The organism is Maribacter halichondriae (genome assembly GCF_027474825.1).
Taxonomy (GTDB): domain Bacteria; phylum Bacteroidota; class Bacteroidia; order Flavobacteriales; family Flavobacteriaceae; genus Meishania; species Meishania halichondriae.
Genome location: NZ_CP107030.1, coordinates 4,064,825 through 4,091,220, shown reverse-complemented (window position 1 = coordinate 4,091,220; position 26,396 = coordinate 4,064,825). Strand labels below are relative to the sequence as shown.

The 26,396-nt window shown below is 40.7% G+C and carries 27 protein-coding genes and 1 pseudogene; 10 read left to right on the top strand and 18 right to left on the bottom strand.

The window, feature by feature from the left end; all coding sequences use genetic code 11:
• Positions 1-44 precede the first annotated feature (44 nt).
• The 3 genes from N8A86_RS19170 to N8A86_RS19160 are packed head-to-tail and all read right to left on the bottom strand — an operon-like array spanning position 45 to position 4,503.
• Positions 45-2,378, bottom strand: a complete 2,334-nt coding sequence (locus N8A86_RS19170) for a WD40/YVTN/BNR-like repeat-containing protein (RefSeq protein ID WP_273566839.1) — start codon at positions 2,376-2,378, stop codon at positions 45-47.
• A 45-nt stretch (positions 2,379-2,423) separates the two neighbouring features.
• Positions 2,424-3,173: a 3-keto-disaccharide hydrolase gene (locus N8A86_RS19165; protein WP_273566838.1), complete on the bottom strand. Its 750-nt coding sequence runs from the start codon at positions 3,171-3,173 to the stop codon at positions 2,424-2,426.
• A 16-nt stretch (positions 3,174-3,189) separates the two neighbouring features.
• On the bottom strand, positions 3,190-4,503 hold the full coding sequence (locus tag N8A86_RS19160) for a Gfo/Idh/MocA family protein (RefSeq protein ID WP_273566837.1): 1,314 nt from the start codon (positions 4,501-4,503) through the stop codon (positions 3,190-3,192).
• Between the two features lie 226 nt (positions 4,504-4,729).
• Here N8A86_RS19160 and N8A86_RS19155 point away from each other — a divergent pair, with 226 nt between their 5' ends.
• Genes N8A86_RS19155 through N8A86_RS19135 form a run of 5 tightly spaced genes read left to right on the top strand, consistent with a single transcriptional unit; the run spans position 4,730 to position 9,071 of the window.
• Positions 4,730-5,602: a sugar phosphate isomerase/epimerase family protein gene (locus N8A86_RS19155; protein WP_430682172.1), complete on the top strand. Its 873-nt coding sequence runs from the start codon at positions 4,730-4,732 to the stop codon at positions 5,600-5,602.
• Positions 5,603-5,613: 11 nt separating this feature from the next.
• Positions 5,614-6,324 (top strand): orotidine 5'-phosphate decarboxylase / HUMPS family protein, encoded by a 711-nt coding sequence (locus N8A86_RS19150; RefSeq protein WP_273566836.1) that lies wholly within the window; start codon positions 5,614-5,616, stop codon positions 6,322-6,324.
• 12 nt (positions 6,325-6,336) lie between these two features.
• A complete protein-coding gene (locus tag N8A86_RS19145) occupies positions 6,337-7,365 on the top strand; it encodes a zinc-binding dehydrogenase (RefSeq protein ID WP_273566835.1) in 1,029 nt (342 codons plus the stop codon).
• 6 nt (positions 7,366-7,371) lie between these two features.
• On the top strand, positions 7,372-8,166 hold the full coding sequence (locus tag N8A86_RS19140) for an SDR family NAD(P)-dependent oxidoreductase (RefSeq protein WP_273566834.1): 795 nt from the start codon (positions 7,372-7,374) through the stop codon (positions 8,164-8,166).
• Between the two features lie 11 nt (positions 8,167-8,177).
• Positions 8,178-9,071 carry a sugar phosphate isomerase/epimerase family protein gene (locus tag N8A86_RS19135; protein ID WP_273566833.1) on the top strand — a complete coding sequence of 298 codons (894 nt, stop codon included), beginning with the start codon at positions 8,178-8,180 and terminating at the stop codon, positions 9,069-9,071.
• Positions 9,072-9,088: 17 nt separating this feature from the next.
• On the opposite strand, the gene N8A86_RS19130 is transcribed toward N8A86_RS19135, so the two are convergent.
• Positions 9,089-9,979 (bottom strand): DMT family transporter, encoded by an 891-nt coding sequence (locus N8A86_RS19130; protein ID WP_273566832.1) that lies wholly within the window; start codon positions 9,977-9,979, stop codon positions 9,089-9,091.
• Positions 9,980-10,113: 134 nt separating this feature from the next.
• Between N8A86_RS19130 and N8A86_RS19125 the strand changes: the two genes are divergently transcribed.
• Genes N8A86_RS19125 through N8A86_RS19115 form a run of 3 tightly spaced genes read left to right on the top strand, consistent with a single transcriptional unit; the run spans position 10,114 to position 12,157 of the window.
• Entirely contained in the window at positions 10,114-10,713 is a 600-nt protein-coding gene (locus tag N8A86_RS19125) for a pseudouridine synthase (RefSeq protein ID WP_273566831.1), read from the top strand.
• Between the two features lie 58 nt (positions 10,714-10,771).
• Positions 10,772-11,158, top strand: coding sequence for a DoxX family protein (locus N8A86_RS19120; RefSeq protein ID WP_273566830.1), 387 nt, complete (start codon positions 10,772-10,774; stop codon positions 11,156-11,158).
• Between the two features lie 3 nt (positions 11,159-11,161).
• The gene (locus N8A86_RS19115) at positions 11,162-12,157 is read left to right on the top strand and encodes an NADP-dependent oxidoreductase (RefSeq protein ID WP_273566829.1); all 996 of its coding nucleotides are present in this window, start codon (positions 11,162-11,164) and stop codon (positions 12,155-12,157) included.
• Here the strand turns inward: N8A86_RS19115 and N8A86_RS19110 are convergent.
• The 4 genes from N8A86_RS19110 to N8A86_RS19095 form a co-directional block, all read right to left on the bottom strand.
• Positions 12,154-12,813: a class I SAM-dependent methyltransferase gene (locus N8A86_RS19110; RefSeq protein WP_273566828.1), complete on the bottom strand. Its 660-nt coding sequence runs from the start codon at positions 12,811-12,813 to the stop codon at positions 12,154-12,156. The genes N8A86_RS19115 and N8A86_RS19110 overlap by 4 nt on opposite strands.
• A gap of 833 nt (positions 12,814-13,646) precedes the next feature.
• Entirely contained in the window at positions 13,647-14,339 is a 693-nt protein-coding gene (locus tag N8A86_RS19105) for a LytR/AlgR family response regulator transcription factor (RefSeq protein ID WP_273566827.1), read from the bottom strand.
• A 52-nt stretch (positions 14,340-14,391) separates the two neighbouring features.
• Positions 14,392-14,592 carry a hypothetical protein gene (locus tag N8A86_RS19100; protein WP_430682171.1) on the bottom strand — a complete coding sequence of 67 codons (201 nt, stop codon included), beginning with the start codon at positions 14,590-14,592 and terminating at the stop codon, positions 14,392-14,394.
• A gap of 65 nt (positions 14,593-14,657) precedes the next feature.
• Positions 14,658-15,281, bottom strand: coding sequence for a sensor histidine kinase (locus N8A86_RS19095; RefSeq protein WP_273566825.1), 624 nt, complete (start codon positions 15,279-15,281; stop codon positions 14,658-14,660).
• A gap of 210 nt (positions 15,282-15,491) precedes the next feature.
• Between N8A86_RS19095 and N8A86_RS19090 the strand changes: the two genes are divergently transcribed.
• Positions 15,492-16,496, top strand: coding sequence for an alpha/beta hydrolase (locus N8A86_RS19090; protein WP_273566824.1), 1,005 nt, complete (start codon positions 15,492-15,494; stop codon positions 16,494-16,496).
• A gap of 11 nt (positions 16,497-16,507) precedes the next feature.
• Here the strand turns inward: N8A86_RS19090 and N8A86_RS19085 are convergent, their stop codons facing one another.
• Together N8A86_RS19085 and N8A86_RS19080 are read right to left on the bottom strand one after the other, a co-directional pair.
• Entirely contained in the window at positions 16,508-17,206 is a 699-nt protein-coding gene (locus N8A86_RS19085; RefSeq protein ID WP_273566823.1) for a 3-keto-disaccharide hydrolase, read from the bottom strand.
• 33 nt (positions 17,207-17,239) lie between these two features.
• Positions 17,240-18,174 (bottom strand): annotated as a pseudogene (locus N8A86_RS19080) (EamA family transporter).
• 174 nt (positions 18,175-18,348) lie between these two features.
• On the opposite strand from N8A86_RS19080, the gene N8A86_RS19075 reads away from it, so the two are divergent.
• Positions 18,349-18,951: a hypothetical protein gene (locus N8A86_RS19075; RefSeq protein WP_273566822.1), complete on the top strand. Its 603-nt coding sequence runs from the start codon at positions 18,349-18,351 to the stop codon at positions 18,949-18,951.
• A 70-nt stretch (positions 18,952-19,021) separates the two neighbouring features.
• Here N8A86_RS19075 and N8A86_RS19070 read toward each other — a convergent pair whose 3' ends face one another.
• The 8 genes from N8A86_RS19070 to N8A86_RS19035 all read right to left on the bottom strand — a co-directional run bounded on the left by N8A86_RS19070 (position 19,022) and on the right by N8A86_RS19035 (position 26,236).
• Positions 19,022-19,618 (bottom strand): CocE/NonD family hydrolase, encoded by a 597-nt coding sequence (locus N8A86_RS19070; protein WP_273566821.1) that lies wholly within the window; start codon positions 19,616-19,618, stop codon positions 19,022-19,024.
• Positions 19,596-20,717: a CocE/NonD family hydrolase gene (locus N8A86_RS19065; RefSeq protein WP_273566820.1), complete on the bottom strand. Its 1,122-nt coding sequence runs from the start codon at positions 20,715-20,717 to the stop codon at positions 19,596-19,598. Before N8A86_RS19065 ends, N8A86_RS19070 begins: the two co-directional genes overlap by 23 nt.
• A gap of 290 nt (positions 20,718-21,007) precedes the next feature.
• On the bottom strand, positions 21,008-21,787 hold the full coding sequence (locus N8A86_RS19060; RefSeq protein WP_273566819.1) for a hypothetical protein: 780 nt from the start codon (positions 21,785-21,787) through the stop codon (positions 21,008-21,010).
• 154 nt (positions 21,788-21,941) lie between these two features.
• Entirely contained in the window at positions 21,942-22,628 is a 687-nt protein-coding gene (locus N8A86_RS19055) for a DUF2490 domain-containing protein (RefSeq protein ID WP_273566818.1), read from the bottom strand.
• Positions 22,625-23,251 carry a DUF4956 domain-containing protein gene (locus N8A86_RS19050; RefSeq protein WP_273566817.1) on the bottom strand — a complete coding sequence of 209 codons (627 nt, stop codon included), beginning with the start codon at positions 23,249-23,251 and terminating at the stop codon, positions 22,625-22,627. Before N8A86_RS19050 ends, N8A86_RS19055 begins: the two co-directional genes overlap by 4 nt.
• Position 23,252: 1 nt before the next feature.
• Positions 23,253-24,005 carry a VTC domain-containing protein gene (locus N8A86_RS19045; RefSeq protein WP_273566816.1) on the bottom strand — a complete coding sequence of 251 codons (753 nt, stop codon included), beginning with the start codon at positions 24,003-24,005 and terminating at the stop codon, positions 23,253-23,255.
• Positions 24,006-24,200: 195 nt separating this feature from the next.
• Entirely contained in the window at positions 24,201-25,427 is a 1,227-nt protein-coding gene (locus N8A86_RS19040; protein ID WP_273566815.1) for a T9SS type B sorting domain-containing protein, read from the bottom strand.
• A gap of 359 nt (positions 25,428-25,786) precedes the next feature.
• Positions 25,787-26,236 carry a cold-shock protein gene (locus N8A86_RS19035; protein WP_273566814.1) on the bottom strand — a complete coding sequence of 150 codons (450 nt, stop codon included), beginning with the start codon at positions 26,234-26,236 and terminating at the stop codon, positions 25,787-25,789.
• Positions 26,237-26,396: the final 160 nt, after the last annotated feature.

Here is a 26,396-nt window from a genome sequence, read left to right as displayed (position 1 = left end):
CAATATTTCCATGGACATCGGTACATCGTCGGAAAGCTCCTTATTCAGTACATAGTGTATTTGTGTGCCCTGCGGGGATTCTCCCCATACCCGCCATCGATACTATAGGCAACGGAAAGTTCAGTGGATACATCATTCGGTTTGTACAGATAATAGTCGGCTTTCGCTATTTCTTCGGAAATCTGGTGCAAGGGAGTCAGGTCATCTAAAATCCAAATTGCTCTTCCCTGAGTAGCGACCACCAAATCCTTGCGTTTGATACGAAGGTCCGTTATTGGTACTTCCGGCAAATTGTTCTGTAGTGGATGCCATAATTTTCCCTCGTTGAAGGATACAAAAACTCCGGTTTCCGTGCCTGCGTACAATAAACCTTTACGATCGGGATCCTCCCGTACGCTTCGTGCGAAAGTATCTCCCGGAATTCCATTGACGATTTTCTCCCAAGTAACTCCGTAATCGTTCGTTTTAAAAATATAGGGTGTAAAATCATTTAATTTGTAGCCAGTTACCGCGATATAGGCAGTTGCAGGATTATGGGGTGAAGGCTCTACAACGTTAATAATGCTCTCTTTCAGGCCTTTAGGGGTAACGTTTGTCCATGTTTTTCCACCATCTTGGGTCAGATGTACCAAACCATCATCCGACCCCACCCAAATAACTCCCTCTTTAATTGGAGACTCTTCAATATTAAACAGATTGTTATAGCTTTCAGCCGTAATCTGTTCATTGCTAATGGGTTCACCACCTTTTCCTTGATGGTCTTTGTCATTTTGGGTAAGGTCTTCGCTCATCACTTCCCAGGTAACGCCCCTATCCGTTGATTTCATCACGTACTGCGAACCGTAATAGATGACATTGGGATTGTGTGGTGAAACAATGACCGGACCGTTCCAATTGGCTCTATATTTTAAGTTCTTTGGCTGTTCACCCGTTACCCGTGTCGGATACGGCATAACCATTCGGGTATTATCGATATCACGGTCCCACTCCACAAAATTACTGGCGAAATACGTAGAATAAACAAATCTAGGATTGTCAGGATCAACGGCTACGGTTGAGGATTCCCCGGCACGCATCACGTCCCAATGCATTTCACCGATACCATCATCTACTACGCGACTGTCTATGGCTATGGTGCTGTTATCTTGCTGGCCTGAATATACCCTGTACGGATGTTCATTGTCCGTAATCAAACGGTAGAACTGCCCTGTGGGCTGATTGTACATCGTAGACCATGTTTCACCCCCATTGAAGGTAACCGAACCACCACCGTCGTTGGCATTCACCATAACGTCACTGTTTTTCGGATTAATCCAGAGGTCATGATGATCGACATGGCTACCGCGAATACCTTCGAAGGTCTTACCACCATCAATAGATTTCATTGCCCAACTGTTCATGACCCAAAGTTCATCTTCATCATTGGGGTCGGCGATAATATGCATGTAGTACCAAGAACGAGCATAGGTAGTGGCATCGTTCGTGGTTTGTTTAAAACTTTCTCCAGCATCATCGGAACGATAGACCCCCGCTTTATCGCCCAAAGCATCAATGGCGATATAAACGATATCGGGATTGGCAGGTGAGATGGAAACTCCCATTTTACCTTTTAATTCAGGTAATCCTTTGGTAATTTCTTTCCAGTTTTTTCCGCCGTCCGTAGTCTTGTAAATCCGGCTGCCAGGGCCACCACTATGTACGATCCACGGTTTTCGCCAAAATTCCCATGTGGCGACCATCATAAAATTGGGATTATTCGGGTCAACGGTCATGTCTACAATACCCGAATTTTCATTGACATACAGTATTTTTTCCCAGGTAATGCCTCCGTCCTCGGAGAGATAAACTCCACGTTCCTCATTGGGCCCCCACGGATTTCCCTGAGCCGCTACATATACTTTATCGGGATTTTTAGGATGTACATACACATCGCTAATATGCCTCGTCTTCTCAAGGCCCATATGTTTCCAGGTCTTGCCGGCATCTGTCGATTTATAGAGTCCGTCGCCATGGGAGGTTTTCACGCCTCGAACGGGAGATTCCCCTGTACCCACATAAATGATGTTCGGGTCGGAAGGTGCCGGGGTAATGTCCCCTATCCCGGTAGTATTAAAATAGCCATCGGAAATATTATTCCAAGTGTTTCCACCATCGGTCGTTTTCCAAACTCCGCCACCTGTCGCACCCATATAATACGTAAAAATATCATCTGGAATACCCGTCACCGTAGTGGAACGTCCGCCTCGGAAGGGGCCAATATTGCGGTACAACATCGATTCATAAAGCTTTTCACTAATGGCTGGTTCAGAGGACTTTTTTTGACCGATTATTACGTTTAAAGAACAAAGGGCAACAAGCAGAAATAAAATTTTACGCATAATGGTTGGTTATTTTGTAAATGTAAATTTGGTTTTTACCGGTTACTACTCGTTGGAGAATTCTTCAGCGATTTGTGCTTCGGAAGTTACACCTGGCGCCAATTCGATAAGTCTAAAATTTCGAAAATGTATTTCCGCTCCTTCGGACTCCAAGCACAAATACCCTTTTTTTATGGTGGACTTGCTGATACCGTTCACGAATTTCCCGTTAACGGAAAGTTTTATGGTACCGTCCACGCAAACTACTGTATAGGAATTCCATTCACCTTTTCCTATGGCCCTATTTTCAATGGATTTACTGCGCGTGCCCCTAGGATTGTCAGGAACAGTCTCGACACCGCCAACACCGAAAAGCTCACCGTGTACATAAGCAATCGGCGGTTTTTTTTCATCCTGCATATTCAAGTTGACCCAATCAAGTTCTAACATCTGCACTTCTACCCCGCCGGGCAACCGGGATTCAGGGTCTGGTTTAGCATCGCTCCATACGAATACGCCGGAATTTCCACCGGCCTCCATATGACGCCATTCCACTTCAAGAATAAAATTTTCATATTGTTTGGCGGACCGCATAACTCCTATCGGCAGCCCTTTGCAAATTAATAGCTCACCTTCGGTACGCCATGTATCGTCATCTGTGTTTACATTGATCCATTGTAGGGTATCTGCCTGACTTTCAGCTTCTGAAGTCAATGCTTCTAAAGTAGTTTCTGTTCCAAAGGAAATTTCGGGTACTTGTGCCTCCGAGCATGATAAAAGGAACACAGTCGCAGCAGAGAATAAAATGTTTTTCATGATTTTATAGTAGAAGTTAAACCAGTTTAGTTTGTCCCGGAATGGCAATCGGAGGGGTCGGCCACTCAAAATCCCAAGCATATTGGTCAATACTAGGTCCTATTGAGCTTTGGGAATTAAAGATTTCATCATAAGTGATTTCTTGACCCGTATAGCCCGCTTCACGACCCCAAATGGCCAACAACGTACTCTGGGCCATAAAGTTTCCATCGTTAATGGGGGTGCCGTTCTTTATCGCAGCAAAGAGGTCATCATGTTGTGTTTGGTACATATTGTTCTTTTCTCCTTCGTAGTTCCAGTTTTCCTTGCCCTTTAGCTCATATTGCTTCCCGACTTTTACCAAGGCATTGCCTTCACTGCCGAAGACATCGACGCTATTTTTTGTAGCAGTATCGGACTGTTGACGCGTAAAGTGATATCCTTTGGCGCCATTTTCATATTCAAATTCCACAGCGAAATGATCGTAAATATTACCATACTTCTCATCGGTACGCCGTTGTCTTCCTCCTGAACCAATAGCTTTGATCGGCATTACATCACCCATCGCCCAAGACATCATATCTAGACTATGTACCGCTTGTTCGACGATAAAATCGCCTGAGAGCCAATTGTAATAGTACCAGTTTCGCATCTTATAGGTCATATCGGTCCAATCCGGTTGACGGTCTTTATACCATGCTTCCCATCCATATCTAAAAGTAGATACCGATTTTATATCGCCTACACCACCATTCAAGACCTTTTCGAAAGTGGCCCTTTTAGCGGAATCGTACCGAAAACAGAATCCAGAAACAATATTCAACTGTTTTTCTTTGGCCTTTTCTGCGGCCGCCAATACTTTTCGTACACCTGGCGCATCAACAGCTACTGGTTTTTCGCAGAAAATATGCTTTCCGGCATCGACTGCGGCCGTCAAATGGTCTGGTCGAAATCCCGGTGGCGTGGCCAACAATACCACATCGACTCCTGAATCGATAACTTTTTGATAGGCATCGAAGCCCACAAACTTACTGGAAGTATCGACTTTTATTTGCAAAGGACTTATTTTCATAAGTTCCATAAGTGAACTTTCCAATCGGTCTTCGAATACATCGCCCATAGCCGTCAGCACCACATTGGGGTCGGCCATCAAGGCTTGAGAAGCAGCACCTGTGCCTCGGCCTCCACATCCGATAAGGCCTACCTTTATCGTGTTTTCGACCGAGGTTCCCGAACTGGCCAGCATTCCTGAGGGATACACCACGGAGCCTCCTACCAATACGATTCCAGATTTTTTTATGAATTCACGACGGCCCGAATTCGAAGTGCCGTTTTCTTTTAAATGAGTCATTTCTTCAATTTTTAAAGTGTTTTAGTGGAATAGTAACAAGGCCTATGAGCCTTTCGTTTTAAATATAAAGATTATTCATCACATGGTGTAAAATAGGAACTTAATTTTACAAAAAGGACGGGCCAAGTAATTCAAAGCGTTTATCCTTTGTAAAAACGTTGAACGCCTTGTATCATTTGATCAGCTTTCCTTACTTTTAATGCATAAACTTATAAAACAATCAAAAATGCTCATCAAAAGAACTAAATCATTACTAAAGTTTGGACTTGCCATGTTGCTATTGCTGAGCTTCTTGCCTAGCAATGCGCAGAAAAAAGTTGGGGGCCTAGCACTCTATACGGTTCGTAATGATATGGGTACAAATGCAAAAGCTACCTTATTGGCCGTTTCCGAGGCGGGATATAAAAATGTTGAGGCAGCGGGATACAATGATGGAAAGTTTTACAACATGCCTCCAGAGCAGTTCAAAAAAGTTCTGAAATCTTTGGGCCTGAAACCCGTAAGCACACATCAGGGCTCCGTGACGCTAGATAATGCGGATGCCATGATTGCAGACGTAAAGGCAGCGGGATTCAAATATTTCGTCATACCCGTACCGCCTATGGGGCTTTTCAAAAGTGGTGAAAATGGCATGAGCATGACCGGTGGTGCTGAAAATTTAGCAAATATTTTGGATACGCTAGGTGAAAAATGTGCCAAAGCGGGACTCCAATTATTGTACCACAACCATGATTTTGAATTCAAGAAAGATGCTGATAGTGTCGTGACTATTGATTATCTGCTCGAAAATTGTAATCCCAAGTACGTGAATTTTCAAATGGACCTTTTTTGGGTTACCAAGGCCGGAGCCGACCCGATAGCCTATTTCGAAAAATATCCGGGGCGTTTTAAGATGTGGCATGTTAAAGATATGGACGAGCAAGGCCGATTTGCACCGGTGGGAAAGGGAAAAATCGATTTTGCAAAAATCCTCGCAAAGAAAAAATTATCGGGGATGAAATATTATATGGTAGAACAAGACCGCACCTTTGATGGGATGAAACCTCTCGAAGCCATAGAAATTAGCCATAAGGGCATCAAAAAAATTGGTTTTAATTAATTCGTTGCAAGATGAAACCCATAGTCCAAATATCTCTTGACCTCACCAACATCGATGAAGCCTTGGAAACCGCTGCAATGGCGTTGCTTGCCGGAGTGGATTGGTTGGAAGCCGGTACACCACTAATTTTGGCGGAAGGATTGCATGGAGTTAGAAAACTAAGAGAAGCTTTTCCAAAAATACCCATAGTGGCCGATTTAAAGACTATGGATGGCGGATATTTAGAGGCCGAAATGATGGCCAAAGCGGGTGCTACCCATGTCGTTGTTATGGCACGCGCCCATGCAGAAACGATTAAAGTAGTCGTACAGGCAGGCAAGGATTACGGAGTAAAAGTGATGGGAGACAATTTGGGATGTCCCGATATGGTTGAAGGTGCCAAATTTCTTGAAGATTTAGGCTGCGATTATGTCATACATCATATCGGTTACGATGAGCGGCGCGGCATTGCGGCGGCCGGGAAAACTATGCCCAGTCCGATGGACCAGTTGAAAGAGGTTGTCGAAGCAGTGAATGTACCCGTTCAGGCCGTAGGCGGATTGTCTTTAGAGCAAGCGATAAAATGTCCTGAATACGGTGCTCCACTAGTTGTTTTGGGAGCTCCCTTGACCATTGATGCGGAATCTTTCAAAACTGCGGACGGAGACCTTGAAAGTTCATTACGCCTTATCTGCGATACCATACATAACTATGGGGATTTCAAAATAGTTAAGAATATCTAATCTGGATAAAAAATGTCAAATTCCATTGCCGTTGTCAATTTTGCGCCTGAAAAAGGAAGCGTAGAAATACGTGAGATACCCAAACCTAAAATCGGTGATGAAGATGTTTTACTTGAAGTGGCCAATGTCGGGGTCTGTGGAAGTGATTTGCACCAATGGACTTCTGACCATAGCTGGCCGGTAAACTATCCGGTCGTACTTGGTCATGAATTCGGGGGGCATATCGTTGAATTGGGAAAAGATGTAGATGGATGGATGGAAGGCGACCGCGTGGTCAGTGAAACCGCTGCCATCATAGATTTGAACAATCCGATGTCACGTAAAGGACTTTATAATCTAGATCCGACTCGAAAAGGATTTGGATACGGGGTCAATGGTGCAATGACACGTTTTGTGAAAGTGCCTGCTCGTTGTCTTCACTCTGTCCCCGAAAATCTGGCCTTTGAGCAGGCGTGTTTAACGGAGCCATGCTCCGTAGCCTATAATGCCGTGGTCGTGAACTCAAATATCAATCCTGGTGATCGCGTCATAGTAATAGGTCCCGGTACTATTGGAATTCTTTGTGCGGCAATGGCAACTCTATGCGGAGCAGAAGTAGCCGTTGTGGGGCTGGAAGCGGATAAAGGGCGATTGAAAATTGCAGAACAATATGGCTGCCACTCAATAATCGGCGATGCCATCGAATGGGCCAATGCCCAAGACGGACTCGGAGCTGATTGTATCATCGATGCCGCAGGAGTAAGTGCCACTTTAAAAAATGCGCTGAAATGGGTTCGCCCGAACGGGCAGATTACCAAAGTAGGTTGGGGACCACGTCCACTGGATTTTAGTCTGGATCCCTTGGTCCAAAAAAATGTTCGGTTACAAGGTAGTTTCAGTCATAATTGGCCCATTTGGGAAAAAGTACTATCTCTTTTGGCTTCCGGACGCTTGGATGTAAAACCGATTATTGGAGGTGTATGGGGTCTCAACGATTGGCATGAAGCTTTTGAGCAAATGCATTCAGGCCAAGTCGTAAAAAGTGTTTTAAAACCTAGTTAGAACAATATGCGTTTAAAAGATAAGGTGATTTTAGTAACCGGAAGCTATACCGGAATCGGTAGGGCCATCGCCCGAAGATGTGTGAATGAAGGTGCGAAGGTCGTACTAAATGGTTTACGGGAAGAGCTCGGCCAAGAACTCCTGCAAGAATTAGGTACCGATAATGCTGTACACCTGACCATAGATATCACTGAAGAACATGCTCCTGAAAAATTAATAGAGAAAGCAATCGATTCTTTCGGGAAGTTGGATGCCGTAGTCAACAATGCGGCCATAGTGGCCTCCTCGAATATCGATACAACTACAGTACCCTACCTTGAGCGAATGCTGGCAGTGAATACAGTTGCCCCCTTTGCCATCATACAAACGGCATTACCAGAATTAAAGAAAACAAAAGGCTGCGTTGTTAATATCGGTTCCATTAATTCATGGAGCGGTGAACCGAACCTATTGGCCTATAGTATATCAAAAGGCGCCTTGATGACCATGAGCCGTAATTTGGGAGATAGTCTTATGCGCGACCATGGGGTAAGGGTCAATCAGATAAATCCTGGTTGGGTATTGACGGAGAATGAAAAAATAAATCAGAGAAAGCAGGGCAAAGTCGAAGATTGGTACGAAAAGCTTCCCAATGTTTTTGCTCCGGCCAAACGAATCTTTTATCCCGAAGAGATTGCCGAAGGAGCGGTTTACTTGCTTTCAGATGCCTGTGGACCCGTAAGCGGACAGGTTTTGGAGTTGGAACAGTTTCCGATGATAGGGAGAAATCCGCCCAAAGAATGGGAAGGATCCCACCTATAACCCCATAGTAAATGCCAAAATTAGCCGTATTTCCCAAAGCATTCATGCAAGCCCTGTGCAAGGATGGAACCATGAAACTTTCCGAATGGATTGAACTTGCCTGTGCATTGGATGTTCAAGGATTGGAGTGGTATGCCGGATTCCTCGAAATGGAGGATGAAAAAAATTGGTCCGGATTTCGAAAGGATGTCGAACAACACGGTAAAGAAATCCCCATGCTATGCTGTTCCCCTGATTTTACCCATCCGGATCCTTCCTTTAGAAAGAATGAAATCGATAAACAACTGCGATGGATCGAGATGACCTACGTTCTGGGCGGTTCGTATTGCCGGGTATTGTCAGGGCAACGTAGACCAGAGCTTTCAATGGATGAAGGAGTGCAATTGGCTACGGATTGTATAAAAGCATGTTTGCCCAAAGCGGAAGAGCTGGGCATAACCCTGATTTTGGAAAACCATTATAAAGATGATTTTTGGGAATATCCCGAATTTGCCCAAAAGATGGAGGTATTCTGCCAATTGGTGAATCGCATCGACCATCCGAATTTTGGCGTGAATTATGATCCGAGCAATACCTTTTTAGCTGGGGAGGACCCACTAGAGCTTCTGTACCGCATATCGGACCGTGTGGTCACCATGCACGCCAGTGACCGATATTTAATTGAAGGCACAATCGAGGACCTAAGAAATGAAGAAAGTGGTTCTGTTGGTTATGCGAAGCGACTAAGTCACGGCGAAATCGGAAAGGGACTCAATGATTATGACGCTATTTTTAAAGAATTAAAACGGGTCGGATTCGATGGTTGGGTCAGTATCGAAGATGGTGTCGATGGTATGGATCAATTGGAACGGAGCGTGGCCTTCCTCAGAAAAAAATTGAAAATCTATTGGCCTGATTTCAAATAGAAGTCTAAGCGAGATATTTATCTTTTTTTTGACACCCCGAACACCAGTAATCCGATAACGATTAAAAGTCCGCCCACCAATTGAATCCCATAAATCCGCTCACCGAACGGAAAGGCCAGAAGCACCGTAAACAAAGGGATTAGGTTCATGTACAACGTTGAAGTCGTTGCGCCCAAACGCACCACACAGTAATAAAAGGCCGAATAGGCAATGCCTGTTCCTAAAATGCCCATGAACAGAATACTTCCCCAGAAGGCAAGACCCGTAGGTATCGGTGAGCTTACGAATTCGGGTAGTGCGAATAGACCAAATAAAATCAAGGCTATCAATGAGGTAATCGTTGTCATTTCTATAGCATCTACATGAGGCAGATATTTGCTGACGATAACTTGACTTAAAGAGAAGACTAGTGCCATCCCCAAAATGTAGATATCGCCAATAGAAAATCGTAATTCAACGAGTGTTCTTAAATCGCCCTTGCTCAAGATTATCGCCACGCCCACAAAACTGATGACGATGGCTAGCTTTTGTATTGCGCTTAAGATGTTCTTTTGTAAAAAATAGGTAAACATTGCGGTAATTGCCGGACTGGTAGCAATGATGAGAGATCCATTTACCGCACTAGTGGATTTTAGACCCAGGTTGAAGAAATAGATGGTTAAAAAAATACCGAAAAAAGAGGTAAGAAACATAAACCATAGTTCTTTGATAGTAAACCGGAAAGCAAGCATTTTTTTGCCAAATTGAAAGTACATGATCAGTATTAGGGATACGACCCCAAAGAAAAAGCGATACGCAGCTACCCCAACCGGACTATAATACTCCATCGCAATTTTCACGACATGGAAATTAACCGCCCAAAACAACATTGTGCTTATCAATAAGGCAACAGCAATGGACTTTTTCATTTTCAATATAATAGGCCTCTTTTTAAACCCCTCAAAAATAACCTGTTTTGGCGGACGTAAGCCGTTATTTTTAAAAATCAATCGGCAATCTGGTCTTCAATCAGAAAAGCAGGTTCACTACCTTTATCAGGTAAATGACAAAAAGCGGACACATCCATTTTAAGATTTATAAACCCTATGGGATGCTCAGTCAATTGATCTCCAATGACCCTAAGGAAGTTCGTAGCAAAAGGTTCCTAAGCGAATTGTATGATTTTCCAAAAGGCAGTATGCCTATCGGCCGGTTGGATGAAACTTCGGAAGGCCTTTTATTGATGACCACGGACGGAAAACTAAGCGATACGATCAACCGTTCCGAAATCGAAAAAGAATATTACGCTCAATTGGATGGGAAAATCACCGAAGGAGCAGTTCAACAATTGCGGCAAGGTGTTGAAATCGGTTTTGAAGGTGAAAAGTATCGAACCAAACCGTGTAGCATCCACAAATTGTGTAGGCCCGATTTCCTACCGGAGGCAAATTCCAAAATACGAATTGACAGACATCGGCCCAGTTCATGGGTGAGTATAACCTTAACGGAAGGAAAAAATAGGCAGGTCAGAAAAATGACCGCCGCCGTGGGGTTTCCTACTCTAAGACTGATCCGGATCCGGATTGGTCACATTACACTGGGCGATTTGACACCAGGAATGGTAAAACCAATGCTTAATCTCAGGTCTAGTCTAGAATTATGATGGGATTTTTTTCCCAACTCTTCTTCTTTGTCGTATTTTAACTTCAAATATTTACCTCATGAAGATTTTGTTCAAAATACTCCAAGTGCTGTTGGCCTTGTTTCTGATTTATGCAGGTATTCAACATTTTTTAAAGCCAACATTCTATGAGCCTTTTGTACCCAGTTTTCTTCCTTTCAAAACAGGTATTGTATATATCTCAGGAGCCGTAGAAATTATTTTAGGGACTTTTCTAATGGTACCGAAATACACAAAAATGGCGGCTACGGGGATTATTATACTCATGTTGATGTTTTTACCGATTCATATTTGGGATGTATTTTCAGACACGCCGGCTATCGGAAGCCATCAAGTGGCGTTGATTCGACTGCCGTTTCAATTTTTATTTATTGGGTGGGCCTATACTATAAGACGATTTGCAATAAAACACAGAAAAAAGAATTAAAAAATGAGCAAAACGATTGTATTGAAAAAAAGACCAGAAGGGTTGCCGAAACTTTCCGATTTCGAGTTTATGGACGAATCCGTTCCCGAATTAAAATCAGGGGAGTTGCTTCTAAAAAGCAAATATGTGTCCGTCGATCCTTATTTAAGAGGGCGAATGAACGATGTTAAGTCGTACATACCCCCTTTTGAGCTTGATAAACCCCTAGTATCCGGTACGATTGCAGAGGTGGCGGATTCAAAAAACGAAAATTTTAAAAAAGGGGATTTTGTTTCCGGAATGTTGGCATGGAAAGAAATGCAAATATCGACGGGCGAAGGATTGATGAAAGTCGACCCTGATAAAGCATCTCTATCCGCCTATTTAGGAATTTTGGGGATGACCGGAATGACTGCCTATCTTGGTTTAACGGAAATCGGCAAACCCAAAAGTGGAGAAACACTATTGGTATCCGGTGCCGCGGGTGCCGTGGGTAGCATCGTCGGACAAATAGGAAAACTATTGGGATTATATGTCATAGGCATCGCTGGAACCGATGAAAAAGTTGACATGCTAAAAACGGAATTCGGATTCGATGGCGGAATCAACTATAATTCATCAGAGAATATGGTCGAGGCGATAAAATCCGCCTGCCCCAGTGGTGTAGACATCTATTTCGATAATGTCGGCGGTACTATTTCAGATGCGGTGCTTTTTACCATCAATAATTTTGCAAGAATTGTACAATGTGGTGCCATATCGATTTATAACGAAACCGAAATGCCCAAGAGTGTACCAGTACATACTTTTTTGATTCGTAGGAGAGCATTGATGCAAGGTTTTATCGTATTCGATTTTGAAGAAAAATATCCACAAGCGATTCGGCAATTATCTGAATGGTTGAGCGAAGGAAAACTAAAATATACCGAAACGATAGAAGAAGGATTTGAAAACCTTCCGCTGGCCTTTATCGATTTGTTCCACGGAAAGAACACTGGAAAAATGGTGGTAAAGGTTTAGTTCTTATTTTTTTCGGCAACGAGAATCCACATGTTTTTTTCTGGCTCGTGGTTCCAAATACCAAAATCATTGATTTCTTTGGTGATTTTAAATCCCGCTTCTTCTAATTCTTGCCTAACGTACTTCGACGCCAAGGTATGTGAACTTGCTTGTGCATCCCTACTTTTTCCTTTATGTGGATCCTTTAGTTTTTCAAGGATCAATACTATACCATCAGATTTTAATGCTTTTCTAACATGAGCCAATATCTTCATGTAGTCATCCATTTCATGATACGTATCGACAATAAAAACCACATCTAAAAGTCCTTCTGGAAGTTTGGGGTCGTCATAGTCCCCCAAGATAACCTCTATGTTGGATACCTTTCTTTCCTTAATATACTCGTTCAAATCTTCCAATCGATATTCTTGGACGTCGACAGAGAACACCTTTCCATTACTTCCGACTTGTTTTGAGATATGAAAACTTAGATATCCTTCATGACATCCAATATCGGCAACTTTGTCCCCCTCTCCTACTTCGGCCAATTTAAAGAGTTGATCTACTTTCATCCAAGTGTCGCGATCTTCCCAATCTTCTTTAGCGTATTGCGCAAAAGAAATAAATGCTCCAAAAAGGAATAAAATAATACTTAAAGTATGTGGGTGAATTCTCATTTTTCTAAGATACTACCAAAATAAAAATTCTAAAGTTAAATTTTCGATAAATCATAAATTACTGTATATCAGCTATATAAATACTATTAATGTATTTGAAATGTTAAATATTATATAATATAGTACCTTTTTATGCATAGTACTGTAACAAAATGAACCCTCTCTCGTCTTCTAGTTGTAAGTCAATTAAAAAACATCAATATCATGGAAACTTTATATCAACATCAAATGCGTCCTAAAGTATATTTTACAATGGACATGGGTTGGACCACGAATCACTGGTACGACCAAAAAATAAAAACATAGCAATTAATAATAATCTTAAAAACTAAAAATTATGAAAGCATCAAGCACAAAAACGCCAACGGAGTCAAGAACATTCAGTTACTTTTCTTCCTTGAGATCAAGTAAAAGAGTGCAATGGGCACAGTATAGAAATTTCAGTCGCTAATCACGACTTCACTAAAAAGAACAACAATCTAAAAACGAACATCATGAAAGCATCAATCACAAAAACACCAACAGAATCAAGAACCTTTAGTTACTTTTCGTCATTAAAAACGAGTAAAAGAGTGCAATGGGCACAGTATCGAAACTTTAGTCGCTAATCACGAAGAAAGTTCAAAGACTCTACAGAGTTAAGAAAGGTCGGCATTATTAATGCTGGCCTTTCTTATTCCACTACCCTATTCCATTTTTTGGTATAAGGGCCGTAACAAAACGAGGAGTTTTACCAGCAACTATTTCATTGGTCTATAATAGATTAAGTACTTTTGGTAAAAATGTTGGAATTACTCTTAACTACACTGAGAGCTTAAAAATCAAGAAAAAAGTTACTCACTGCGAAAGAGTTGTTTTAAGTTATGCCTATAAGTTTGACCAACTGGTACAAAATGCTCTCCTATTGCTATTCGATTTCCTTCGATCATCTTTATTCTATTGGTAGCAATAATAAATGATTTATGTACCCTTAAAAAATCCGGAACAGGCAATAAGGCTTCCAAAGAGGATATTTTTTCATGACTAATTATCATTTCTTCAACTAAAAACACCTTAGCATAATTTCCATATGCTTCAATGAATAGAATATCGTCAGTATGAATCTGGTGTATTTTTTTATCTCCTTTAAGGAAAAAACTAACCTTCTTCTTTTCATCAGAAGAACTTAAAATTGGGGTTTGATTATCCATGACCTTGTTCATCGCTTTTAAAAAGCGTTCAAATGAAAAAGGTTTTAACAAGTAATCGGAAACATTCAATTCATATCCTTCCAACGCAAATTCTTTATAGGCGGAAGTCACGATTACCTTGGGAGGTTGTTGCATCGTTTTTAATAAATCGAATCCTGAGAGTTTGGGCATATTAATATCCAGAAAAACTAAATCAACCACATTATTGTTCATGAACTGAATTGCTTCAAATCCATCATAGCAATTCCCAATTTTTTGGAGATACGGTAGGTTTTCGCAATACCCTTCTATAATTCGATGCGCAATTGGTTCATCGTCGATGATGCAATAGTTCATAGTACTCCAAGATTTAACTGGACTTTAAAAATAGGTCCTTTTTCTTCTACAATTAATTCATGCTGATTAGGATATAAATAATCCAATCTTTTTTTAAATTTTCTAAACCGATACCCTTATCGTGATTTGATGCCATACCATCAAAACTATTTTCAATTGTAAAAATGAGTTGCCTTCCTTGAGAACGCATTCTAAGATGAATGAAGGCATTCGCGCGCATTTTCTCTACACCGTGCTTAAAAGCATTTTCCAATAAATTAATGAATAACAAAGGGGCAACTTTTAAACCTTCCTGAACCTCGTGCGTGAATAGAATCTCTACTTTTTTTGATAGCGTATTTTGTGTAGTTCGATGTAGTTTTCGAGATAAGTAATCTCCTCCTTTACTAGCACTAAATCTTCTTTCCCTTCGTAGATAGTGTATCGCATCATATCCGAAAGTTTTAAGACCACTTCCGGAGCTTTCTCGGATTTCTCTACTACTAGTCCATAAAGATTATTCAAGGTATTAAAGAAGAAATGAGGATTGATCTGATTTTTGAGTAAAGCCAACTCTGCCTTTGCCTTGTCCGCCTTTAGCGTTTTCAACCAACGCCATTGCTCATAAGCCCACAAGGAAGCGAATACCGGAATCGGAAGCGTCATGAAAAGCACCAAACTCAGGCGATCATTTTGTGCGTGATCAAGTGTCGAAGTAAAAAAGAAAAAATTATAGGCGATAACTAATCCGTATATGGCAAAAATGGCTATCCTATACTTTTTGAAAAATTCGGGTAAAACAAGGTAAGTAACCCCCAGCCAGAATAGAATCAAAAGCGGAATAGTAAAAGGGTTATCCCAAATACCCGTATAATGTGGTATAACAAGCATAACAACGAGCAACCCAAGTACTGCCAATACCTTATATAAGGCCTTTTGATTTTTTTGAACAAAACTATTCATAATACAAACTTAGCATTATTGATACTCGTCTTACAATCTCTTTGATGAACACTATAGATTTTGGGTCGAACATACTGTTAATTTGGTCGAATCGTATTCGTCCGAGATTCACATCTATGTGTGCCGTTTTTTAGCTTATTCATCAAAATAATTTCAAGCAGTCTTTCAATGAATTTATGTTTGAATCAAATCATCAAACTATACATAATTATGAGAATTATCTGGAAGGTCGTAAAGTGGATCGGTATTTCGATTGGATCGTTGTTGCTACTGATCATTTTGGCTGGCCTGTGCCTACGTCTGTTTAGTTCCAAACCCCAACCCCCAGGGGAACTTGTTGATGTTGGTGGCTTTAAACTACATATTAATAGTATGGGAGAGAAAAACAACAAGCCAACGCTGGTCATTGAGTCAGGAGCAGGAGCTCCAAGTGAGTACTATTATTGGCTGGGTGAAGGTCTTAAAGACAGCATACGTGTTGTCCGTTACGACCGGGCAGGAATTGGATATAGTGAACTTAGCAACACTCTCCAAGACCCTGAAACTGTTGCGCGTGAGCTGCATACCTTATTGCAAGAGGCTGGAGAATCACCACCCTATATTATGGCTGGTCATTCCTATGGCGGACATTACATACGTGTATTCAAACAACTTTATCCGAACGAGGTGACCGCTTTGGTTTTTTTAGACTCTGGTCACCCGGATGAACATGAACGACTGAACATGCCGCCATCTCCTAGTTGGTTAAACTTAATGTACAAAGCAGGAGCCGTCTTGGGAGATTTGGGTGTCTTGGATTTATATACCAGAATAGTCAAACGATCCATACTTTGGGCTCCCGGGCTACCCGAAGAAGTTACTGACCGCTATCAGGATTACACTTTAAACGGAAAGTATCTTTGGGGTTATTTGGAAGAAGAAAAATGGCATGAGGATTTGGTGGAGATGTCAAGAAAAGCAATGGAATTTGATTCTTTGCCCATTCGAGTGTTTTCAGGGACGCATTTGAATAATAAAGCACTTCTCAAAATGGGTTTGGATCCAGAAAGATTAAGAACTGAAAGAGTAAAAATGCAGAAGGAAATGGCAAGTCTTTCTACAAATGGTAAAGTGTTTTTTCTTGACGGAGGTCATATTACCATTTTTAGCCTTAAGGAAAATGCTGATATTATTTGCAAAGAAATTATCCAACTTTCGAGAGAGTTGGAATATTGAATGGCCATATGTTATTTAGGCTCATTTTCACTTAGATTCTTTATTGGGGTAAGCATTATTTTACGGAACTCTACTTCAGCCCCTTCGGCCTGCAGGGCAATTTGACCACTACTTGCCGTGGCGTTGTAACCGTGGTTGACCAAATCACTGTTCACCCATACTTTAATTTCGTTTTGCAAACATTCAATTGTCATATAGTTCCATTCTCCCAACGGGTTTTCAGAACCATCGGTAAGGTTCAAGATGCGGCGCTTTTCACCTTCCGTGATGCCCCATTCTTCTTTTGGGCCTCTTCTTTCCACCATATTATCGACCTCGATATCCTCGACAATACACCAAAAATCCCCCGCATTTTCATGCATCATTTGTACCTCAATGGACTTAGGGAACATTTTGTACAATGACCTTGGGGTCGAAGCAAAGACGAGAACACCACAATTTCCGGGTTCTCCGGCAAAACGGTATTCTATCTGTAATCGAAAATCTTCATAAATTTTATCAGTTATTACGTGCCCCTCAGGGGTACCTAAGCTCACCAACATCCCGTTTCGTACAATGAAAGGATTTCGAATATCGGGTATGCTATCCATATCAGGAACATCGATATGCCATCCTTCCAAATCTTTACCATTGAACAACGAGGTGGTAGTTTGTGATGTACAACTAACCATGACAAACGAAACTAGTACTAGTGTAAGGGGAGTTTTCATAATGTTGAATTTAGATATTTTAAAATGACGAGACTATTTCCGTCCTGGCATTTTACCAGAAAATCTTGAAAAAAGTACTAATTTTTTCTTTGTATTGATAAAATAAACCCCTGTCAATAAAATTATCGCCGCGATGACAGACTGCAAGGTAATCTGCTCGTCAAGAAAATACCACCCCAGAATAAGTGCTATGATCGGATTGACATAGGTCGACGTGGCCACCTTCTCGGGAGATACGGTCTGCAATAAATAATTGAACGCCGTGAAGGCCACTATACTTCCAAAAATGACCAACAAAAGCATTGATAATTGCACCTTTCCACTCCATGCCAAGGGAGACGTCCATTCTTCTCCTATGATTAGACTAAATAGTAGCATCATTCCTCCTCCTGTAACCATTTGGTATCCCGTATTGACAAAATAATTTTTTGGTAATCGGGCCTTTGCGACAAAAAGACTGCCATAGCCCCAACTCAACATGGCCAAAAAAATCAAAAACATGCCCAGCAAAGAACCTTCCTGTTGTATAATTTCCTTTTGGCTGACCAATAAGTAGATACCGATAAAGCCCAATGCTACGCCAACTACCGACATCAATTGAATTTTTTTCCTTGAAGGATACGCATAAGAAACAGCACCACTAAAGGCTGTGCCGATATTTCAAGGGCAGCGAATCCGCTATCTACAAATTTAAGGGCCCATACCACTACCCCATTGCCAAACGCGAGAAACAGAAAGCCCGCTATAGCTGTGTTGAAAAATTCCCTCCAACTGATGACGATGTCAAGCCCCATCACCCTGGCTAGTATAAAAATCAGTATACCTGCAATCACGAAACGAATTCCTGCCAACATAAATGCTGGTAACTCTGTAACTGCAATTTTATTGAGTAGATAGGTGGAGCCCCAAATTACATAAATGGCAAAAAAAGCCAGGATAATCAATGTTGGATTGGTCGGTTTGTCCATAATATGGTAATACTACATAAATCAAAGATCAATATTAAGAATAACCTTGGTCAAAAAATAGCACGGTACGTGTAAACATGGATTTCAAAGATAAAACTTGATGATTATCGTTTGTTACCTATCGATTCTATCAAACCACGAATTATTTTTTATATTGAGATCAGAAAACACGCTATGAAAAAAGTACTTTCTCCATTATTTCTATTGTTTTTAGGTTTTACCTATGCACAAGAAAGACCAATTCAAGTGGTCGCCGAAGAAATTCCCAATCGTTTGGCACTTTATGCTATTAATGAGAATGACCAGGAATTCGATGTTATGATCACCGTTTCGGGAACCAACTTTCGACAAAGTAAGGCTAGGCCTAGGATGATACGGCTTCCGGCCACTTCAAAGGTGCATCTGAAAACCTTGGTCTTGACTAGAGGGAAAAAGCCATCATATACCTATGATTTGGTGGTCAACGATAGCTTATCAAACCGTGCTTTGAAAAAGGAATTTGAAAAGATTAAAATCCGTCCGAAGAAACCTATTATCGTTTATCTTCCAAAAAATTGTTCTTCTTGTGATAGTTTGATAACGCCGTTACAGAACGGAAAATACATTTTTACATCCCATACGTTGGATTCCCTGCCCGACATGAAAGAACAATTGCAAAGACTCCTGGGAAATACCATTATAGATTCGTTAGAAACACCCATTTTAAATCTTGGGGGACGACTCTTTACTCAAATCGAGACATATGATGCCCTTTTGGAAGCCTTGAAAAAGGAATAAAAACTTATGTTCTTATCGCTGTATTATAGGCAATCGTATCTGCGATGGATGTGCCGTCGAGTGATGGACTTTATTGTGGGCTACCCCCCTCTTTTTCATCATAATTTTTTCCTCCCGTATTTAAATTTCTGGCGAAACGGGGAAAATTACTGCTCGAAACCTCAATGCGGATCCGATGCCCTTTTTCAAAGTAATTACTCGTTGACATTGGCGTAAGGTCGACCTTGTAGACTTTTCCATTTTCCATAAATACTTCTTTGTCGTATCCCTCTCGATAACGAACTCTTTGTATAGTTTCATCAAGGTTATAGGCCGTACCATCGGGGTAAACATCGATTAACTTAATGGTGAAATCGGTATCCTTTGCGTCTGAGCTGACGTAAAGGGTGGATTCTATAAAACCCGAAATCTCAACACCGTTCTGTAATGGCTCCGAGGTATAGACCAGAATATCTTGTCGAGTTTCCATTTGGCGTTGGTCGAAAGCACCGCCTTTTACTGCATTGCCCGTGCAACAAACGTTACCCCCATACGAATAAACAGGATTCATAGGGTCATAGGTAAAAGCATCCGATGATTCCGATTTTTTTGGTTTGGATGTAGTCAATTTTCCATCTCCATAAAGACTATTGGCTTTTCCATCACTATTTAGATAATAGGTAGTCATTTTTTGATCTTGCAGGAGGCCATGTATCCGCAGATTGCCATTTATTGCTGCCCATTGTATAGTACTGAACCCTCGGGGTTTTGGACTTAAAATCATTTTGTTCGCCTTTCAGCCAAAGGTCGAACCAGCCATAAATTTGCTCATCATAGTTTAGACGGGCATCACCAACACTTCGCTCTCCGACAATAGTGTTTTCGGTAGCACGGGTATACGAACAATGTAAGGTCGGGGCTATGACCAGATACTGATTTTCTCGTACCTCGGGGTCTTTGGCATTCTTTCTAACATGGTTGAACAAGGCAATATTGGGACTAATGGAAACGTCATACCACGAAGCGAACCAAAAACTGGGCACACCAAAATCCATATCATCGTGATAGAGTCCACCTGCGTACCAATCTTCGTGGTTCGGGGTGCGACGTACCATTTTATCAAAAATTTCACGTTTTCCGTTTATGTTTTGTAAAATATCTTGAATGGGAAGGTGCGAAAGCGCCTCTTTCATATCGACTGGAGGATTTTCAGGAGCCAAATCATAAAACCGTGATATGCGTATTAAATCTTCCTGCGTTGCCCCATCGGGAATGCGAGGTTTAAACTTGTCGTGCTCGACTCCGTATAACCATGAAAAGAATAGCATTTGTTCAGCGCCCCCACGATACCAATTGCCCTGTTCATAATAGTCGCCCACCCGGCCCACACCTGCACCGTACCCCTGTGGTACCATGGCCGCATGCGAAGGATGATCTAAAGCGGCTACCGCCATTTGCCATTCGGCCGTAGAAGAACAACCCAACGTTCCGATTTTACCATTTGACCATGGTTGGTCTTTCATCCAAGTAAAGGCGTCATAGCCATCGGTCAGTGGTGTTCCTAAAATATCCCACTGCCCTTCTGAATAATAACGGCCCCTTTCGTTCTGCACCACATAGGCATATCCTCTTGAAACGGCTTCATAAGCTCTTTCCGCCATTCGCGTTCTTTGTTCCCCGTCGCCCCATGAATTGAAATTATAAGGAGTTCTTGAGAATATAATAGGAAACTGTCCAGATTCCTTCGGTCGATAAATATCCGTGGCGAGGTGAATTCCATCACGCATGGGCATCATTATCTTTTGATCGATTATGGCTATCTCATCAAGCTTCTTTAAAATGTCTTGTGCAAGTGTGGTAGAAAAAAACACGCAGCAAAAAATGCGGATAAAAAATATTTAGCAACTATTTTCATGGTTAGGGTCGGTATTTAGGTTATCAATGTTCCTTAAAAATACTAAAACCAATCAAATATTGACGTACTATTGCAATTGAACCGAATGTTACTTCTAAATAGTAATAACAAAAAAAGCCCCGTCCGTTTAGGACAGGGCTTTCAAACAATATATAAGTTCTTTTAATCCTTTAACGAAATATCTTCAGTAGCTCCATTAGGATATGTCAACGTGGCTATATCATCACAAGTGCCATCACCGAAATCGACCGATACGATCAATCCGTTTTTCTCAACGGTCATATCTCCGCTGGTTACATATCCACAGCTGAGGTCACCCGATAATGCATTGCCGACGGCAACTTTGTACGTGTCGCCATCGACCTCAAGTGTCCAAGTACCTGAAAATGAATAGGCTAGACCTTCGCTATAGTCAATGGTAAACGTTTTGGTACCGCTCTCGGCAATGATAGAACCGTCTTCCATAGTAACTGTCATATTACTGGATACCGAGAATGAAACACTTTCTTCGCTTTCATTGTTATTCAACACATAAGCACGCGTACCATTGATTTTGATTGTGCCAACGTAGAAGTCCGTATAGGTCGCCGTAAAATTGGCTTGACCATCTTCGGTGGCATACACTACACTCAAGGTGCCGTTGATATTTTCGGTACCGTTAAGGTTGCAATTCTCGAATGTGGCGGTAAAGCCTGTTTCGGAATATTCGGCAGTATAACATTCTTCCGCTTTGTTTGTACTATTGTCTTTTCCAAGGTATATTTCCGATAATGCACTATCAACCGCTCCAGCGATATCATCGGTTTCAAGAATCGTTTTCAATTCTGTTTTGGAAAGTTCTTGATCGGGATTGTACTTTTCATCTTTACTACAACTTACAACAAAAAGTGCAATCGCGATGAGCAAGATGCCTTGTTTAGCAATTCTATTGAATTGTTTCATATTCATAAAAATTTGTGGGTTATAGACTTTTAAACGAAGATGCCCCTTACTTTAGTGTATGGAAAGGATAGTAATTGCATCTACGGGCAAAATTTAACATTTACGGTTTCTCACCGAAAATTGTGGGTTTTTGAAATATTGCGCAATTTTGGGATTATTTTCCTTCGAAAGTATAGGCATATTTTAGGCCTAAAATGTGATAGGTCTCCCTATCCGCCGCATCAAAATCACTTTGAATGCCATAATAAATATCGATTTTGCCAGCTTTCTTGATTTTATAGTCCGTACCTATAGTAATTCTGTAACGATCGGAATAATCGGTATCATCTCCTGATATGCGTCCAAATATTTCACCTGAAATCTCTGGATCCAATTTCCAATTGCTGAAATTATATCCAAGAGCTGTCTTGAACCGTAGTCGTTTTACGTGTTCATCATCGTCACCCAGTTCATTTTTATCTTGATAGCGTATTCTAAATTTGGTGGTGAAATCACCGGGTTCTATACGAAATGATGCATCTATGTGATACCTGAAATTTTGTCTGGTACCTTGTATGTTACCGGTGTTATCGTTCTCCCAAATATATCGAAGGCCAAGACCTAATTTAAAATCTTTAAAAAACTTTCGACTTACAGTCAGTTCCCCGAAATATTCATCCAACTCAGAAATATTGGTTTTCAGTCTAAGGTTACCTTCAGCCGCAAAATTCCAAACCTTATCGGGTTCGTACTCAACGGCGACACTTGACCAGGATAATACATCCGTACCGTTTTGACCGAATGCAGCCAAACTACTGAAAAGCATGCTGATTATAGTTATTGATATGTAGTGTTTATTCATTTTTTCGAATTAACTGAATCGTTTTGACCCATGTAATAGTAAATAGTTACAATGGCGGTATCCCTTAAGAAGTCAATGTTGCCTATGGTTATTTTATTGATATGGAGCCCTGTTCTCGCTTCAAGGTCCTCTTTTAAAATGGTTCGATTACGCGGATGTATATTTTCAATTTTTTCATAAACTATTTCTTTTGAAACCTCATGCTTTAGAAGCCACACCCTTTCAATTACGGCAATCGCCGCTACAATTATTACATTGGCGCCAATAATTTCAGCATAACTCATTTTCTTATTGGCCAAAGAATTCACGACCGAAACACCGATGACTACAAACAAATAGGTCATTTCTTTTATAGCTATCGGATCTGTTCGATATCTTATTATTCCAAAAATTGCAAAAAGCCCGAGAGCCATACCAATATCCAATTCATACTTCTTTAGCGTGAAGCACAAAAAGAAGACGATAAAACTGATCATATAATACGTAAAAACATAGTCTTTACGTTTTGAATTCTTGTAGTATAGCCATCTGATAATCAATGTCAGAAAAACAAGGTTGATTAAAAATCGAACCAACATTTTATTAAAATCATTATCAAAAAGTGGTATGTCCAGAAATTCCATATTATGCAGAGGTAAGTTTATTGATTCGAAGTATTTTTTTCTTGAAAATATTGTATTTCAGGTCCTTATAAAGCGAAACCATACCTAGACAATATTTGCTTATTCGCTCAGGGGTATTTCCAATAGATTTTAATAGAACAATGATCGGCGAACTGCGATCAAGTCGCTCTTGTTTGACCTCAATAATGACCAAACGCTTAAAGGATTTTTTTCGTTTTTCATTTTTGAATTTCAGGTTAAAGTCTATTGTCACACGCTCTTTTGCCGATTTGCTTACGAGCGTAATGCGCTTAAAAGTGTTTTTCAGTGTCGGTGAGATACACTGTTCCATCGGAATTGTTTCGCTCAAAAATTGTTGGGAATCAACACATAGTTCAGCATCAAAATCAGGGATTTGGGAACGAAACTTATTAGTATTCCCTTTTCCATCTTTCTTTTTAACCTCTAAAAAGGTCAGGCCCGATTCTTTGTACCTACGTTTTCTAATTTTAGCCCTTCGTATCTTACCGTTATGATGGCTTTTGTAAAATAGGTTTTCCTTGGTATCATAATACAATGATTGGTAAGAACTTATTCTTGAACCTTCTATTTCAAGTACATTGTAAGAATCTTGTATTGCTTCAAATATTTGTAGAAGTTGGTTTCGATGGAGCATGAATTTAGTATCCGTTCGTTTCAGAAGCGATACATTATCCATATCTTCCAAGGATATCGGACTAAAATTATGAAGTGAGCGCACTATTTCTTTCTGCATACCATTGAAATACCAGCCAAAAACGGAAACTTCCTAGATGTTACTTTTCCGTTAAAAACAATTGGCAAACTTTAATATAACAGAATCTTTACACTTCTATTACAACGTATCAAGGAATTTTTTATGATTTCTTGTTATTTAGCTTAGCATAATACTCGTAATATATGGGTATGTTGAACCTAAAAGACAATAGAACTAACGTTTCAACAAAAAATAACCTCTAATATTCGGGGAGTTCAATATGTCTAACGAATACCAATATGTACCAGAAGGAAGTCTTTGTCCGTTAAACGTACCGTCCCAAGGCTGGTCTGGAGGAAGTTGTTTCAGTAATTTTCCGAAGCGGTCAAAAATAAAAATATTTTGAACGGTAATATTTTGTGATGATCGCACGATGAACTCGTCATTAAAATTATCGCTGTTGGGGGTAAAAAAACTAGGTACGATATTCTCTATTTCATCCGTAGGTGGGCCTTCGACCGTAAAGGAGGTAATCAAGCAATTTTCAGCTTGAAGTTGTCCCTCATAAGGTGTAATCAGCACATAAATACGCTGACCTATGGGTAAATTGTTTAGCAATTGATAGGAAGTACCATTGCCTACATCTTCATTATCAACGATATCAGTACCTCTTGGTGTTGTACCGACCGATATCAGATACCCGTCTACACCAGTTACGGGGGCCCATTCCAAGGCTGTATCAACAGGTACATCGACAGAGCCATCTTCAGGTAAAATCAATTCGGTGCAAAATGGTAACATGGGACCATCGCCGGTAGTAAATGAAATTGGATTGCAGCCTACAGCGGGACCCGATTCGTTGCGGGGCGTGATAGTTACAAAATATAGTGTTCTTGGCTTAAAATCGGGCGGTTTGAAATTTGTGCCGTTACCGACATCTTCGTTGTCCCAAATCACAATACCGTTCGGATCACCCTCGTAGACACTCATAAAATATCCCGTGGCGCTAAAATTACGTATCCAGGTGATGTTTGCAGTAACCAATACCAGTTCGTCTCCATCAGTTGGATTAATTATTTCAGTACATTGGGGTGCTGAAGAATCTCCTGTGGTAAACGATACTACGGAACACGTTCCGTAAATATTACTGGGCTGATTATAGGGCACGATCCGCACATAAATTAGTTGTACGGCCGGAAGGTTATCCATTAAATCATAGGACGTAAAATCGCCAACGTCAACAGCATTCAAAATCTCGTTACCGTTTGGTGATGTGCCTACGGAAAGTATATAACTAGTCGCATTGTCTACTTGTTCCCATTCAAGATTCGTGGAAATTGACACACCGGTAGCCCCATCAGTTGGCAGCGTAAGAGAAGGACAAGATGGGGCTTGCGCCAAACATGAAAGTGCCGTCAATGCCATAAGAACAAACTGCGGGAATGGGGATTTGCCCAACATAAACTTTCTTTTACGTCAAAATAGGTCTGAGCCCGTTTTGGCTCTAACGTTCATGGCAAACTTCTGGTCAGTGACCATCAGCACCTCTGATTTAGGGAATCAAGGTTGATTTCTAGTTATCCACTATGCTATCAAAATAATCTTAAAGATAAATAAAATTAAAGATATCATTTGAACAAGATAAACCGGTATAGTAATCTTGAGGAGTTGCTTAGTTCTGAAGTATATAACTGAATTTAGGAAGAATATATCCATACAAGTGGATAACACCTAGGCTAAGTCTAAATAAAAAACCCGTAAAGTCGAAACAAAGGTTCAAGAGCTTAAATACTCCAATTTTATTTCTTTTGAATAACGTATTAGGTCTTCTTTACACGAACTGCATTTAGGCCTTTCATACCTTTCTCCAACTCGAAGGAAACTTTGTCGTTTTCGGCAATCTCATCAATCAGACCACTGACATGTACAAAGTATTTCTCAGAGTTTTCTGCATCAATAATAAAACCAAAGCCTTTTGAATCATCAAAGAACGATACCTTACCTTTTCGAATAGGATCTTCGGGTTCTTGCTCTTCTTTTTTAGGAATACCCAACACGATACTCTCCGCATCTACTTTTACTTTTTTGGTCGGATCCGGCGGAATGTCGGTGAAATGTCCATTCTCATCAACATAGACCAACATATTTTCCAATCCACCTCCAATAGCATTCGCTTTTCGGGCCTCTTTCTTTTTTTGTTTTTCTTCGCGCTTTTTTAAACGTTTTTTTTCACGTTCTTTTTTACCATACGTTTCTTGTGCTCTCGCCATTCATTATAAGATTTAATTAATACTATTTTGCCATTCAAGGCGGCTAATTGGTATACTAAACGAATATGCGGGAATTGATAATTTTAATAATCGGTAACCGAAGCAATCTATTCAGTGGAACAATAAGCGGATACGACGCCCATATTTTAAAGATTGGGCA